The sequence below is a fragment of the Rummeliibacillus sp. TYF-LIM-RU47 genome (assembly GCF_008638315.1).
GTDB lineage: Bacteria > Bacillota > Bacilli > Bacillales_A > Planococcaceae > Rummeliibacillus > Rummeliibacillus stabekisii.
Genome location: NZ_VVIR01000002.1, coordinates 62,329 through 75,287, shown reverse-complemented (window position 1 = coordinate 75,287; position 12,959 = coordinate 62,329). Strand labels below are relative to the sequence as shown.

Annotated in this window: 18 protein-coding genes; 3 read left to right on the top strand and 15 right to left on the bottom strand. The window is 38.0% G+C overall.

Annotation, left to right across the window (positions count from 1 at the left end; translation table 11 throughout):
• Positions 1-11: 11 nt before the first annotated feature.
• From F0527_RS11750 to hemE, 4 genes are all read right to left on the bottom strand, one after another.
• Positions 12-581 carry a TetR/AcrR family transcriptional regulator gene (locus F0527_RS11750; protein ID WP_147196261.1) on the bottom strand — a complete coding sequence of 190 codons (570 nt, stop codon included), beginning with the start codon at positions 579-581 and terminating at the stop codon, positions 12-14.
• A 113-nt stretch (positions 582-694) separates the two neighbouring features.
• On the bottom strand, positions 695-1,201 hold the full coding sequence (locus F0527_RS11745) for a FixH family protein (protein ID WP_150285024.1): 507 nt from the start codon (positions 1,199-1,201) through the stop codon (positions 695-697).
• Positions 1,202-1,275: 74 nt separating this feature from the next.
• A complete protein-coding gene (hemH, locus tag F0527_RS11740) occupies positions 1,276-2,208 on the bottom strand; it encodes a ferrochelatase (protein ID WP_150285023.1) in 933 nt (310 codons plus the stop codon).
• Positions 2,209-2,291: 83 nt separating this feature from the next.
• Positions 2,292-3,353 (bottom strand): uroporphyrinogen decarboxylase, encoded by a 1,062-nt coding sequence (gene hemE / locus F0527_RS11735; protein WP_150285022.1) that lies wholly within the window; start codon positions 3,351-3,353, stop codon positions 2,292-2,294.
• 340 nt (positions 3,354-3,693) lie between these two features.
• Here hemE and F0527_RS11730 point away from each other — a divergent pair, with 340 nt between their 5' ends.
• Complete coding sequence (locus F0527_RS11730; protein WP_150285021.1) at positions 3,694-4,224, top strand: antibiotic biosynthesis monooxygenase family protein; 531 nt, start codon at positions 3,694-3,696, stop codon at positions 4,222-4,224.
• Between the two features lie 56 nt (positions 4,225-4,280).
• On the opposite strand, the gene F0527_RS11725 is transcribed toward F0527_RS11730, so the two are convergent.
• Together F0527_RS11725 and F0527_RS11720 are read right to left on the bottom strand one after the other, a co-directional pair.
• Complete coding sequence (locus F0527_RS11725; RefSeq protein WP_150285020.1) at positions 4,281-5,462, bottom strand: ABC transporter permease; 1,182 nt, start codon at positions 5,460-5,462, stop codon at positions 4,281-4,283.
• A complete protein-coding gene (locus F0527_RS11720; RefSeq protein WP_150285019.1) occupies positions 5,455-6,195 on the bottom strand; it encodes an ABC transporter ATP-binding protein in 741 nt (246 codons plus the stop codon). Before F0527_RS11720 ends, F0527_RS11725 begins: the two co-directional genes overlap by 8 nt.
• 246 nt (positions 6,196-6,441) lie before the next feature.
• Here F0527_RS11720 and F0527_RS11715 point away from each other — a divergent pair, with 246 nt between their 5' ends.
• The gene (locus F0527_RS11715) at positions 6,442-6,867 is read left to right on the top strand and encodes an HIT family protein (RefSeq protein WP_150285018.1); all 426 of its coding nucleotides are present in this window, start codon (positions 6,442-6,444) and stop codon (positions 6,865-6,867) included.
• 132 nt (positions 6,868-6,999) lie between these two features.
• On the top strand, positions 7,000-7,527 hold the full coding sequence (locus F0527_RS11710; protein ID WP_066789563.1) for a tryptophan transporter: 528 nt from the start codon (positions 7,000-7,002) through the stop codon (positions 7,525-7,527).
• Between the two features lie 42 nt (positions 7,528-7,569).
• Here F0527_RS11710 and F0527_RS11705 read toward each other — a convergent pair whose 3' ends face one another.
• The 9 genes from F0527_RS11705 to F0527_RS11665 all read right to left on the bottom strand — a co-directional run bounded on the left by F0527_RS11705 (position 7,570) and on the right by F0527_RS11665 (position 12,894).
• Positions 7,570-8,631 carry a DUF2332 domain-containing protein gene (locus tag F0527_RS11705; protein WP_370454674.1) on the bottom strand — a complete coding sequence of 354 codons (1,062 nt, stop codon included), beginning with the start codon at positions 8,629-8,631 and terminating at the stop codon, positions 7,570-7,572.
• Between the two features lie 19 nt (positions 8,632-8,650).
• The gene (locus F0527_RS11700; protein WP_150285017.1) at positions 8,651-9,169 is read right to left on the bottom strand and encodes a GrpB family protein; all 519 of its coding nucleotides are present in this window, start codon (positions 9,167-9,169) and stop codon (positions 8,651-8,653) included.
• Between the two features lie 55 nt (positions 9,170-9,224).
• A complete protein-coding gene (locus F0527_RS11695; RefSeq protein WP_150285016.1) occupies positions 9,225-9,713 on the bottom strand; it encodes a GNAT family N-acetyltransferase in 489 nt (162 codons plus the stop codon).
• Positions 9,714-9,751: 38 nt separating this feature from the next.
• Positions 9,752-10,030, bottom strand: coding sequence for a hypothetical protein (locus F0527_RS11690; protein ID WP_255476105.1), 279 nt, complete (start codon positions 10,028-10,030; stop codon positions 9,752-9,754).
• Between the two features lie 29 nt (positions 10,031-10,059).
• Positions 10,060-10,200, bottom strand: a complete 141-nt coding sequence (locus tag F0527_RS11685) for an NUDIX hydrolase (RefSeq protein ID WP_150285014.1) — start codon at positions 10,198-10,200, stop codon at positions 10,060-10,062.
• Positions 10,201-10,243: 43 nt separating this feature from the next.
• Positions 10,244-10,648, bottom strand: a complete 405-nt coding sequence (locus F0527_RS11680; protein ID WP_150285013.1) for a VOC family protein — start codon at positions 10,646-10,648, stop codon at positions 10,244-10,246.
• A gap of 78 nt (positions 10,649-10,726) precedes the next feature.
• Positions 10,727-11,005, bottom strand: coding sequence for a YesK family protein (locus tag F0527_RS11675; protein ID WP_066789572.1), 279 nt, complete (start codon positions 11,003-11,005; stop codon positions 10,727-10,729).
• 63 nt (positions 11,006-11,068) lie between these two features.
• Complete coding sequence (locus F0527_RS11670) at positions 11,069-12,334, bottom strand: acyl-CoA thioesterase/bile acid-CoA:amino acid N-acyltransferase family protein (protein ID WP_150285012.1); 1,266 nt, start codon at positions 12,332-12,334, stop codon at positions 11,069-11,071.
• Positions 12,335-12,375: 41 nt separating this feature from the next.
• Positions 12,376-12,894: an NUDIX hydrolase gene (locus tag F0527_RS11665; RefSeq protein WP_150285011.1), complete on the bottom strand. Its 519-nt coding sequence runs from the start codon at positions 12,892-12,894 to the stop codon at positions 12,376-12,378.
• Positions 12,895-12,959: the final 65 nt, after the last annotated feature.

Here is a 12,959-nt window from a genome sequence, read left to right as displayed (position 1 = left end):
TTCAAAAAGAATTAGGGCAAAAGCCCACGAAAAATAGTGTTTTGAAACAATGAAGCGATTTGGTCTTCGGTTAACTCTTTTTCATGTGTTTGACCCCAGTCGGCTACAAATGCAATATATGCTTTGTATAACAAATATGCAACAAGCTCAGAATCACATTCACGCAATTCCTTTTTTCCTATCGCAATATCAAATTTTTCAGCAATATAGGAAACTATCTCACTTTCTACCCGTTCAAGCATAATTTTAACCGCTGGTGTTCGAAGTTCTTTTTCTTCCTCTACCAGCTTCGCATAAAGTTGATGCACCTCACGGAATTGCAGGATTTTCATCAATACACGGTGTGCATTATCTCTAAAAGGCAATGTAGGATCTATTTCAACCTCTACTTCTGCTTTCATTTCTAGTATCATTTTTAATACAATTTCCTGAAGCAGGATTTCTTTATTGGCGAAGAAAGTATAAATAGTTCCTTTCCCAACGTTTGCTAATTTAGCGACTTGTTCCATTGTAGTCGCTTTGTACCCAAACAGTGAAAAAGACTTGGAAGCCGCTTCTAGAATCTCTTGCTTACGATCCATTTTGTTTCTCACCTACTTCCCTCAAAAATAAAATTGACCAGAAAACATTTTCAGTCACCTGGTCAATAATACTACATCATATTTTTAGAATGAGCAACTATTTTTTTCAGCTATTAATGGTCGTCTTCATCCTTTTTAGAATGGTCCATATCCATCATATTCATATCCATTTTTCCATCATCTTTATCTTCTTTGACTTTGCTGAGGTCTGGTTTGCCTACAGTTATTTTTTTCTTTGGCATTACATGCAGGCCGCGTGCAGTAGTATGTGCATACATATAGTAAACACCATCATGGCTAAATTTAGTTGTTGCTTTATACACACCGTCTTTATCGAGTTCACCCATTAAAATTTCACTTTTATCACGGTGGCCTGATTCCCATACTTCAAATTTTACTTCGTCTGCATCGTCCACAGCTTTATCCGCTTGTGTAACGTGTGCCACTAATTCTATATCTTTCTTCGCCTTTACATGATCAGGTGTTTGGATATCCACCTTCACCTCTATAGCAGATTGGCTTGCATTTTTAGAGGCATCATCATTCTTAGATGTATCTGCATTATTGCATCCTGCTAGAACACCAGCAATGATCGCAACACTAATAAAAGCTTTTTTCATTTCTTATCTCCTTTTAGAAAGAGTGTTCTCTTAGTAAAAACTCTATCCCTTAAGAGATAGAGTTAAGTTGTTGTTTAGGCATTCGCCAATGTTTTTTGTACAACATCTGCTAACGTGTCAATGAATAACGGGTTGTCGTTTGGCATTTTAGGGCGATGATAGTTAGCACCTAATTCTTCGCAAACTGTTTTACATTCATAGTCATTGTCATATAGCACTTCTAAGTGTTCAGCTACAAATCCAACTGGTGTATACACAAATGAACGGTATCCTTTGTTATTGTATAAATCACGAGTTAAATCTTGAACATCAGGCCCAAGCCAAGGATCTTTTGTTTGGCCTGCTGATTGCCATCCAAATTCCATATTCTTCACGCCAGTCCGTTGTTGCAGAATTTCAGCTGTTTCATGCAATTGATCTGCATATGGGTCACCCATTGCGATAATTTTTTCAGGAAGTGAGTGTGCACAAACGATTAAACATGCTGTTTCACGTTCTTCATCAGACATTGCATCGAACTCTGCATTAATTTTTTCTGTCCAATATTGCAGGAATTTTTCTTCTTTATACCAGCTGTCAATCGTATGGATTGTTAGATTGCCAAGTTCAGCAGCTTTGTCTAAAGCTCTTGAGTTGTAAGACTTGGTAGAGAAAGATGAAAAATGCGGTGCAAGTACGATTGATACAGCTTCTGTAATGCCGTCATTGTGCATTTGTTCTACTGCATCTTCAATGAATGGCGCAATGTGTTTTAGACCGATATACAATTTGAATTCTGCATCATCTTGGATCTCATTTAAGCGTGCTTCTAACGCTCTACCTTGTTTTCTTGTTGTTTCTGCTAAAGGTGAGATGCCGCCGATTGCTTGATAACGGCTACGCAGGTCTTCAATATGCTCATCGCTTGGACGGTGACCGTGACGAATATGCGTATAGTAAGGAATTAAATCCTCTTCGCTATTTGGCGTTCCATATGCCATTACTAATAGTCCGATTTGTTTTTTCATAGTTAAGACACCTCATTTATATTTTTCTTATGCTCAAATATAAAGGGATATAACAGTTTTCTTTCCCTTTAAATGCTTAGACGTTATTTTGCAGTGCTTGCGTTTGCTTTTACTATTTGTGCGCTGTATTCATGAATAAACGCTGTTAAACGCTTTAAGACATCCGGATTTACAGATGGGAATACACCGTGGCCTAAGTTAAAAATATGCCCAGGAACTTGTAATCCTTGGTCAATAATTTCCTTCGTACGATTTTCTAGTACTGACCAGTCAGCTAATAACAATGTAGGATCTAAATTACCTTGTACCGGTTTAGTAATGCCCATTTGGCGTGCCTCTTTAATTGGCAAACGCCAATCTAAGCCGACTACATCTACTGGAAGGTCATGCCACTCCATAGCTAGGTGGCTTGCACCAACACCAAACATAATCATTGGCACACCTTCGTCTTTCATTTCGTTAAAGATTTTTTCCATCACAGGTTTGATGAAGATGGAATAATCTTGTTGGCTTAATGCGCCTACCCAAGAATCGAAAATTTGGAACGCTTTCGCGCCTGCTTTGATTTGAGCTTTTAGATAAGCAACAATCATATCAGCCAATTTATCCATCAAGACAAACCATGCTTTTGGTTCTGATACCATAAAGGACTTTGTTAACGCATAGTTTTTAGAAGGGCCCCCTTCAATCATGTAGCTTGCTAGCGTAAATGGTGCACCGGCAAAGCCAATTAAAGGAACATCCAGCTGTTCTTCTGTTAAAAGTTTAATCGTTTCAAGCACATACGGTACATGTTCTTCAGGATGGAACTCTTGCAGCTTGCTGACATCGTTTGCAGTCCTGATTGGATTGGTAATAACCGGTCCGACTCCTTCTTTAATCTTCACGTCTATTCCCATTCCAGGAAGCGGTGTAACAATATCTTTATACAAAATGGCAGCGTCTACATTATAGTTTTCCACTGGCAAACGTGTTACATATGCGCATAGCTCCGGTTGGTGAGTAATCTCCTCTAGTGAATACTTTTCTTTAATCTTGCGATATTCCGGCTGCGAACGACCCGCTTGCCTCATATACCAAACTGGCGTGTACGCCGTTCTTTCTCCTCTCGCCGCGCGCAGGAGCGTATCATTAAATGTTCCCATGGCAAGTAATCTTCCTTTCATAATTAGTAAATTAGTTTGACTCGACATTCATATCCAATTTTATGATAGACGTTTATTTCAGACTTGTATAGTTCAACGTGCAATTTGTCAAAAAAACGTAGGAATTTGCGACATTATTTTGACAATGCCTTGCAATCAGCAATAGTCTAGTGAACTTCGGCTCCTATTTCAGACCTTTCTCACTTATACCCTTTAGTAACTGTTTCTATTATTAACTAACCTAGCAAACGTTTATACTTAAAGCTATTAGGGAATACATATAATAAAGTAAAGGTTTTCTCCAGCGCTTATTTTTTACTTTCATTAGGAGGAATAAATTATGTACGTATATTTAACTTCAGGCACACCGGAATTTATGGAAAGCATTCAACAAAAGCATAACACTGAAAATATGATCTTACTTTATGGAGCCGACAAAACCGTCCTGCTTCATGAATCTGAGAAGAAGAGCGTCTTCGCCACGCCTAAAAGCTATGAGATTGTCCATCAAGTAGGTCAACTCGAACAAAATGGATTCTACGCGTTAAACTATATTCCTGTAAAAGAAGAAAGCCATCTTGTATTTGAAGATAACTTCTTAAAAGTAATCGAAAAACTGAAAGAGGAGCCAGGCTTTAATTCCTACCGACTATTACGACCACGTCCTTTCCAAGATGAAGCCTATATTTCTTTGACTGTGTGGAATGGTCCACATTCATTTGAAGCTTGGAAAGCAAGCCCAACCTACAAAGAAACCTTCGAACATCCCAAAAAGAATATCAATGGAGTGGATACAGGTAACATCTTTGTCAGCCATCCATACGTAAAAACATATACCACAACCAAACTAGAAGAAGAAGAGGAAGAATAATAATAAAAAAGAAGATGGAAAGCGCCAACTGGCATTCCATCTTCTTTTAATTCATTTTACTTGCTCAAACGAAGTGTCATCTCCCCTACAACCCATACAATCAACGCTTGAATATAGAAGTAAGGCGTCATGATACCAGCAAGCCCAACAATGAGACCTTGGACAATGATGGTATAACGGACAATTTTTACGCTTGCTAATTGACGTGAATTGTCTGGTAAAGGAAATAGCATGTCCATTCGAAAATCGTTAGACGATGTGAGCGCTTGTTTCAGCTGAATAGCTGTAGCGAAGGCCATTGCACCGACAATTACGCCAATCACAATCGGCATATGAACAAATGCGGCTACTAAAGCGGCTATCGCAGTTAATCTTACCCATAGATAAAAGTGGTCATCTGTTCGAATAAATGTACGGAAAACTAAATATTCCTGCGTATTCTTTTTAGCATAAGGAATAACCCCGTAAAGGAAATCCAACCATGCTCTACGTTTAATACTGCCATGAATATGTGGTACATCCGTGAAATAATTGGCAAATCGATAGATACCCATCATGCGATTTTCTTCCAATTTAACAAAATGCTCATATGGGAATGGCAATTCTTTCATTTTGTTACGCCAGTTAATTGGATACACTACTAGAATCACTACCAGCACAACAATCGGTATGATTTGCACAGAAAGAATAGAACTGATGAGGACCCCAGAAATAATCATGCGTACAAGGCGGTCTACCCAGGCATAATGGCCTTTGTATGCCCATCTATACATAAACTCACTGTGTACATTCCAGTATTTTATTAAGAGCGCTGCTACTAATCCAACAAATATGAGAGATGGCTTTAATCCTGCAACTTGTCGCAGCATCGGCCATGTTACTAGATAAAGAGCCAGCACCAAGATCATTTGGGAGCTGAACGTATACTTGAGCGCCTTTTTAAAATACAGGGGCAACTTCGTTTCAAGCGGCAATAAATAGACTTCATCAGGCTTTCGTATTAAGGTAACTGGACGGCTTAAACCGACCACTAGACCAATAATAGCACCTGTCAGCCAAATGGCAGGAAAATCGCTAGAAGCTGTTTTAAGCCATTCACTGTATTTATAGCCACCCGCTCCAAGAACGAACATTATGACAATCGCCAAATGTCCGGTGAAAACGTATCGCATGTATTTTTGGATTTCGCCCATATAATGGCCAAATCGCACGCGCCACACATCAAGCAAATTATTCATAATGCTGCTCCTTTGTCATCGCGATGTATAAATCATCGAGCGTAGCATGAGGCATATTGAATGCTTGGCGCAAATCATCCATTGTGCCATGAGCCCGTAGATTGCCGTTATGCAACAACAAAATCTTATCGCAATATTTCTCAGCAGTCGCCAGCACATGCGTAGACATTAAAATAGAAGCTCCCTCTTTTTTCTTTTCATCCATTTGGTCGAGCAATGATTGGATTGCTAATGGATCCAAGCCAACAAACGGCTCATCGATAATATATAGTGATGGATCTACTAAAAAGGCGCACATAATCATCACCTTTTGCCGCATCCCTTTTGAAAAATGAGATGGGAACCAGTTCAGTCTTTTTTCCATTCTAAATTCTCTTAATAGCGGTTCTACACGCTTGTCCCTTGTTTCAGCGTCAATTCCGTATGCCATTGCCGTTAATTCAAGATGCTCTTTCAATGTTAGCTCATCATAAAGAACGGGGGTTTCTGGAATATAGGAGAATGATGAACGATAGGTTTCTATATTATCCTTAATGGAAACGCCATTAAGCAATATTTCACCCTTTTGCGGCGTCATCAAGCCAATAATATGCTTAATTGTTGTACTTTTACCCGCACCATTAAGACCGATCAATCCAACTAACTCTCCTGGTTCAATTGCAAAAGATAAATCATGAATTACAGGCTTTCTTGTATAGCCGCCCGTTACTGACTGTAATTGTAATACCGTCATTTCTACGTCACTCCTATTCTTCTTCTAGTTTAGCAAAAATTCTTCTATCTATATAGAACAAACTAAGGGCTTTTCAACGAATACGCTGCTATTTTCAATCTAAATAACGCATTCTTCAGAGCGACAAATCTAATTATCGGCCGCTTCTCTTCCCACTGGAAGATCTCTAACCCAATTTTACTTCATTCTATATAAGAGTTCCAAATATGGTAAAATGAAAAGCAAATTAGTGAAAGGTGTGTTATTATGAGCGATTGTTTATTTTGCAAAATCATTGACGGCTCTATTCCAAGTACAAAGATTTATGAGGACGAATATGTCTATGCCTTTATGGATATTATGCCATTAACCAAAGGCCATACATTGCTTATCCCAAAAGAACATGTGAAAAATGTGTATGAAATGTCTGAAGAAACTGCAGCCAATCTTTTTAAAGTAGCACCGCGTATAGCAAATGCTATCAAAGATAGTTTCCAACCTTCAGGGATGAATTTATTGAACAACTGCGAAGAAGCCGCCGGCCAAAGCGTCTTCCATTTCCATCTGCACTTTATACCAAGATATGATGAAACGGATGGATTTAAAACAACTTGGATTACAAAAGAAGATGAGTTTGCTCCAGAAATGTTAAAAACATTGGCAGACGAAGTAATCGCGAATTTGAATAAATAAATCTTTCAAGGATATCCCCTTGCCTTTTAACGATGGCAATTGTAAAATCAATATAAGTTTTCGCTTTCGATCAGGAGGATACGAAAGGAGAACGAGAGTTGAGTTTAGTCAATAGAATAGGAGAGATGAGAGTTGAAGACAAAAAATCTTGTGTTAATGGCATTGCTTGTAGGGATCGGTGCCGCATTATATGTGGTGATTCCAGGTTTTAATGGAGGCATGAAGCCAGATTTCATGCTGACCATGATGTTAATCGGAATATTATTGTTCCCCCGTCCAAAAGAAGTATTTCTGCTTGCCATTGCAACAGGTGTCATTTCGGGGTTATTTTCTACTTTCCCTGGAGGTTTTGTACCGAATATTATCGATAAAATTGTCACAGCCTTTATTATTTATGCGGCAGTGGCTTTACTGAAAAAGGCAGCCCATAAACTCCCTGTATCAACTATTTTAGTGGGAGTTGGCACAATTGTATCTGGTAGCGTGTTCCTTAGCACTGCTATTTTCCTTGTAGGTGCAAAGGTTCCATTTACACTGCTTTTCCTAACAGTTGTATTGCCGGCTACAGCGATGAATATAATCGCTTTTATCATCATCTATCCAATTATCGTGAACTTAGTGAAGCGATCTAATTTTATAACAGCTATAACGAAAGCATAAAAAAGGAGCTAACCCAAATGGGTTAGCTCTTTTTAATAATAATTATAGTTTTGATGTCGTCTCAGTTTCCTTCAGCAACCATTTAAACCACTTGCCATGTCCTTCTGTTTCAGCAATTGTCTGTTGGTGTTCTACTCCGTTCAAGTAGTAATCGAGATGTAAATTGCGGTCTTGAATATTGTTGTAGATATGAAAAACATCCCGTTCTTGACCAATGGATTTTACAATACTTAAAAGTTGTTCTTTTGTCTCCTGTGGCATTTGGTTAGCTACATGTGTATGAAATAAACAGACCGTACTATTTGTTGGAAGTTGGCTCACAAGATCTCTCAATAGCGAAACGCCATCCCCTTCCACCAATTGTACAGGACATTCTTCAATATAACTGGCAGCGCTTACAAACATCGCAAGTCTTTCTTTGTGCTCTGGCCATATGAGCGACTTGAGCCATATATATTCTTCCTCATCCATTAAATCGACTGTATTTAAATCAATTCCTACTCTTGATGACACAGGTGGAGGTGTTGAGGAGACAGGAGGAGCCATCTCTCCTTTTAAGATGGAGGTGATATGTAACCTTGACTCTATATTTCCAAAAACTTCATCTTCTTTATAGGAATAGGCGTACTGATCCCAGAGAAGTTGCAAACCGGCACTTGTACCGATTTCAATAAGCGCTAAGGGTTTTTGTGACTTTTCATAAATAAAGCTAAACACAGGATAAAGATAAGCGCATCTTCGCACTTCATTCGTTTGAACCAGTTTCGTCTGCAGTAGATGAATAATGTCATTTTTATGTTGCACACAAAACTCTTTAAAGTTATCGAATGCTTCATTAGGTAATTTCGCTTCAACCACAATGCTAGGATAAAACTCTTTTAGTTTATGTTCGGTCCCTTTTAATAAAAGATAATGGACTGCTCCAAATAATAAATTAGGAACAGGCTGTCCACTACGCGCATGTGTGCATAATTCTAGGAGTTCATCATCCTTTGCAATGGCCAATGAAAGTGTTTCATATAATTCACTGGAGTCCTTACATTCTGTTTCGGCAAAAGTAATAAATCTTTGGGATAATCTTTTTAACATATCGTTATTTTGCATAAATAATTCCTTTTGCAAATCACTTTGGGCTAATTCCCTTTGCTTTCTTTATAACTTCTAGAATAAATGGCTCTTTTGCTTTCGTATAGGCAGGTCTATCATACTTATATTTTTCCGCTAGCACTTTCTTCAATCGGGCGTATTGTGAAAGTTCTGTGGGATGGGTTCTTAAATAATCCCGAAAGAGAATTTTGTTATTCCACTCACCGCTATTGTACTTATAGACATGCAGATGATGTGTCCCCGCTCTGCGTGCCCCTTTTCTAAAAAACCTGCGATTCGGAAATTCCTTATGTTCAACATATTCATAGCCTAATCTCTCTAACGGCCGTATGAACTCATCTACCTCTTCCAAGTCTCTTACGGCAACCATTATATCCAATATTGGTTTTGCTTCTAATCCTTTGATAGAAGTACTGCCGAAATGTTCGATTACAACGTTTTTATCGTTGAATACTTTTATTAAATCTATCTTTTCCTGTTCATACATTCTTGGCCAATCGGCATTATATTCTTCGATTACTACTTGTTCATCCATGAAAGATTCTCCTTATTTTCATTTAATGCGACACTAGCTTTTCATTACATATAGCTTACTTAGTAAAGCTCGTTGGACAAACTTTCTTATAATAGATAAGAGTTGTACAATCATTTATTTTCTTGCTGAAGCCCGTCTGCTTATAACCCATCTTTTCGTACAAATAACAGTTTCTCTTTTCCTCTACTATCGTCGCTAACTCCCAACTAACAGCCTGAGGGTACATTTCTTCAACTAAATGAATAACTTTCTGAGCAATACCTTTCCCTTGATATGTAGGTAAGATGAACATAGGGCTAATCCAAAATTGTGTTTCTTCTTTCCACGAAATAAATATAGCCCCTACCAGCTTGTTGCTAGCTACGATTTTAAAAAAGGTACCATCCTCTCTATTAATTCTTTTTAATACTTTTTCCATGCTTTCATTTGCTGGATTGATTTCATCGTCTTTGTATTTCTCTAGCAATGGTTTAAATGTTGCTACTTGCATATTAAAAATAGCTTGTGCATCATTATCTGTTGCCTTTACTAGGTTAATTTCCATCCTTTAACCCACTTATCAATTTAATTAACTTTCATTCACTATGACTGTGTTAATAAGTCTCTATTAAATAAAGCAGTTGGATAAAAATTTCGGTTTACGATATTCTTTGTTATTTGTCTGATCACTTTCGCATTCCTTAATGAACCATCAGTCATAGCTAAAATATCCTTTGAATGTACCCACCTAAAATTAGTAATAGCTTCTTCACTTATGCTCACTTCTCCACTTACAATTTCTCCTATGAAGTGGAATAAAATAATCTGATCACTTGAATCACTTGTGAAATTATAAACGCCAGTTGTAAGAAGTAATTCCACATCTAATCCTGTTTCTTCTTTAACTTCTCTTATGGCAGCGCCATAATATCTTCATTTTTTTCTATTCGACCCGAATGAAAATTCCATTGATTTATTCCAGAATCTCTTTTTTCTTCAATCATTAATAATTCCTTATCTTTTGTAATCGATACACTAACAACTAAAATCATATATTTCTCATCTCATTTATATTTTAGTTTTAACACTTCACCTTTAAATTCCTTTGTTAGTACGTAATTCCACAATCGTTCCTTCAGGTGCTTTCACCTTACATAAAGATCCATTTTCGACATGATAGATGATTTCCTCATCCTTCAAAATAAAATGGGATTTCAATTCTTTTAATCGCTCGACTTCTAGTGGAAGGTTTTCCACCCATAAACAGAAATGAACTAATCCTTCACTATTCGAATTAGCCGCGACTAGCTTTTCACCAAACTTGCCTGTTTGTAATTCGATATAAAAGTCACCTAACTTCAACCAAGTATTAAATGCTCGTCCATGAAATTTTGGTGTTTCCTCAACCACTTCAAACCCTAAGGCCTTTGTATAAAATTCTAAGCTTTCTTTATATGTATTAGTTTGTATACACAAATGGTGTATATAACGTTTAAGCATGAAATCTTACTCCTTTTTCTTGTATGTATTCTAATTAAGACTGAAAGGGCTAAAAAATTAGCCCTGTCTATTTATAATTTAATACGCTTGTTTCTTAGTATTGAGTAGTCCCATTAGAGTGCCGATCCATGTTCCTGCAAGAACACTTACAGCAGTAAATAAGTAACCCAATCCATCCCACCCACGAACAAAATATATACTATAAATTACTAAACCGATACATATTAAACTCAATATAATTGAAACGGAATATAAAGTTTTTCTAGATACCTTGTGGGCAATAAAGTAAACAACCATAAGAAATAGAATCCCTAGAACCAAAATAGGCGTCCATCCCGCCAGCATTAATGTACTCATTTTTTTATCACCTCCATTATTATTCTATTCTGTCATCCTGTTAAACGAACCTAGCGCAGAGATTCAGGAATCGGCTAAGTGCTGATCAAAGAACACCTTTACTCTTTGCCACGCATCAAATTGTGCATGTGCATTATCTTTTGGATTTCCACCAAACAACAATTGCATCCCGTTCCCATAAGGGAGAACCAATTGAGTGGTTGGTAAACCAGGAGGGCCAAAAGAGTGTCCTGCTTTTGGATAATTGATATGCTCATAATCATAAGGATGATTGTGTTCTTTCAATCTGGTTATCACTTTTTCTGACAACACATCTGAAGGCCATAGCTGGTCATCTCCACCTGAAATCAAAAGAACTGGTCCCTTAATATTTTCTACCTCTATTTCTGCCTCTTTCTCACCCACTGCCCAAAAGTGGTAGGTTTTGCGCCATGATATAGGCTTTCCTGATTGTTTTGCCTGTTGAATTTCTTCGCCAACTTCCTTTGGCACCTCACCATAAGCAAAGGGAAATGATTTCCCTTTAAATTGCCATGAAGGAACGCCAATGGCTGATTGCCCGATCCCTGGATAAATAACGCCACTTGGCACAAAGCCTACAACTGCTTTGATAGACGGAAAAATGGAAGCACTTAACAGGGCTAGTTCACCTCCCCTAGATGTTCCCATTAACCCAATTCTTGTATCGTCTACCTTTGGATGATCAATCAACCAATCAATGGCTCTATCAATGTAATCCAAAGGGATATCTATTAGCTCTTTTGGTAAGTCTTCCATACCAAAATACGCCAAAGCTAATGTATTAAATCCATAGGAAGCTAACAATGCGGCATTACTTTCTCGCAAGCCACCCTCTGATCCGCCTAATACAATGATGGTAGGGAGTGGACCGCTCTTTGAATGACAAAAGAATGTACCAATCAGCCCTCGTTCACGTACTGGAATTCTATCCACTGCTGGAGATACTACATGACGCGTAACAGAATGAGTGGCTAAGATTTCATGTTCCTTCATGACCGTTATTTTTGTTTCCAATGGCTGTAGAGGCGTTTTTCTCTTTGGCTCATAAGTCAGCGGAATCATTGACCAAAAAAGCCCCATTGCATCAGGCGCAGAATAAGTACCTGATAGCGGCTGTGCTTTCGCCAAGTTAATTTCTCCTTTGGAATCAGACTTGAATTCTGCAAAAGATTGCCAGCTAGTTCCAAGGTTATCCCTCATTTTTGCTTGGACTGTTACAACCTGATGGGATGGAAGGTTTGAAATTTGGATTTCTAAAGATGTATCTAGTAATGAACTATTTTGTGCAACATGTATTACTGGATTCATTGCTTTCCTCCTATGTAAATTTCGTTAGCTGTCATGATCCACTAGTTTTTATGTGCTCCTATCATATGTCTCGTATTAAATAATAATGAAATCAATGACTCGTGATATGGAATAAATTGGCCCTCCGAAATTAAATTAAAAATGTCTTCTTTAGCTGCCCACTTTACTTGGCTTACTTCTTCAGTTGGCAGTGGAAGTTTCGGGAGGTCTACATCTGTTTCAATCACATAGTAATCATCAAATCCATACTCGAAGTTAACTGTTACAGAAGGGCGCAGTTTTTGAAGATTAAGCACAAGACCAATCTCCTCTTCCACTTCTCTTTCTGCAGCCTGTTGGCTTGTTTCCCCTGCTAATGCACTGCCGCCCACCGTAAGATCCCACATGTTCTGCCAATCATCCTTATCCGGCTGCCGCTGTTGAATCAGCATTTCACCTTGCTGATTAAAAAGACATACATGTATAACTAAATGAAAGTCCCCCTGCTCAAAAGCATCACCGCGCCTCATCTGTTTACCTGTCAGCTTTCTGTCTTTGTCGTAAACATCCCACATGTCCATGAAGATTCCCCCGTCCGATCGTAATTGGTACAAGTTTATACAGGTTCTCCATTAAATACTTTTAG

Excerpts from the sequence above, each read along its gene's own strand:
- F0527_RS11725 (WP_150285020.1), bottom strand. The coding sequence starts at position 5,462 with ATGAATAATTTGCTTGATGTGTGGCGCGTGCGATTTGGCCATTATATG.
- F0527_RS11720 (WP_150285019.1), bottom strand. The coding sequence starts at position 6,195 with ATGACGGTATTACAATTACAGTCAGTAACGGGCGGCTATACAAGAAAG.
- F0527_RS11665 (WP_150285011.1), bottom strand. The coding sequence starts at position 12,894 with ATGGACATGTGGGATGTTTACGACAAAGACAGAAAGCTGACAGGTAAA.
- F0527_RS11715 (WP_150285018.1), top strand. The coding sequence starts at position 6,442 with ATGAGCGATTGTTTATTTTGCAAAATCATTGACGGCTCTATTCCAAGT.
- hemH (WP_150285023.1), bottom strand. The coding sequence starts at position 2,208 with ATGAAAAAACAAATCGGACTATTAGTAATGGCATATGGAACGCCAAAT.
- F0527_RS11675 (WP_066789572.1), bottom strand. The coding sequence starts at position 11,005 with ATGAGTACATTAATGCTGGCGGGATGGACGCCTATTTTGGTTCTAGGG.
- F0527_RS11685 (WP_150285014.1), bottom strand. The coding sequence starts at position 10,200 with ATGATTTTAGTTGTTAGTGTATCGATTACAAAAGATAAGGAATTATTA.
- F0527_RS11695 (WP_150285016.1), bottom strand. The coding sequence starts at position 9,713 with ATGGAAATTAACCTAGTAAAGGCAACAGATAATGATGCACAAGCTATT.
- F0527_RS11670 (WP_150285012.1), bottom strand. The coding sequence starts at position 12,334 with ATGAATCCAGTAATACATGTTGCACAAAATAGTTCATTACTAGATACA.
- F0527_RS11750 (WP_147196261.1), bottom strand. The coding sequence starts at position 581 with ATGGATCGTAAGCAAGAGATTCTAGAAGCGGCTTCCAAGTCTTTTTCA.
- hemE (WP_150285022.1), bottom strand. The coding sequence starts at position 3,353 with ATGGGAACATTTAATGATACGCTCCTGCGCGCGGCGAGAGGAGAAAGA.
- F0527_RS11680 (WP_150285013.1), bottom strand. The coding sequence starts at position 10,648 with ATGCTTAAACGTTATATACACCATTTGTGTATACAAACTAATACATAT.
- F0527_RS11745 (WP_150285024.1), bottom strand. The coding sequence starts at position 1,201 with ATGAAAAAAGCTTTTATTAGTGTTGCGATCATTGCTGGTGTTCTAGCA.
- F0527_RS11730 (WP_150285021.1), top strand. The coding sequence starts at position 3,694 with ATGTACGTATATTTAACTTCAGGCACACCGGAATTTATGGAAAGCATT.
- F0527_RS11700 (WP_150285017.1), bottom strand. The coding sequence starts at position 9,169 with ATGGATGAACAAGTAGTAATCGAAGAATATAATGCCGATTGGCCAAGA.
- F0527_RS11705 (WP_370454674.1), bottom strand. The coding sequence starts at position 8,631 with ATGCAAAATAACGATATGTTAAAAAGATTATCCCAAAGATTTATTACT.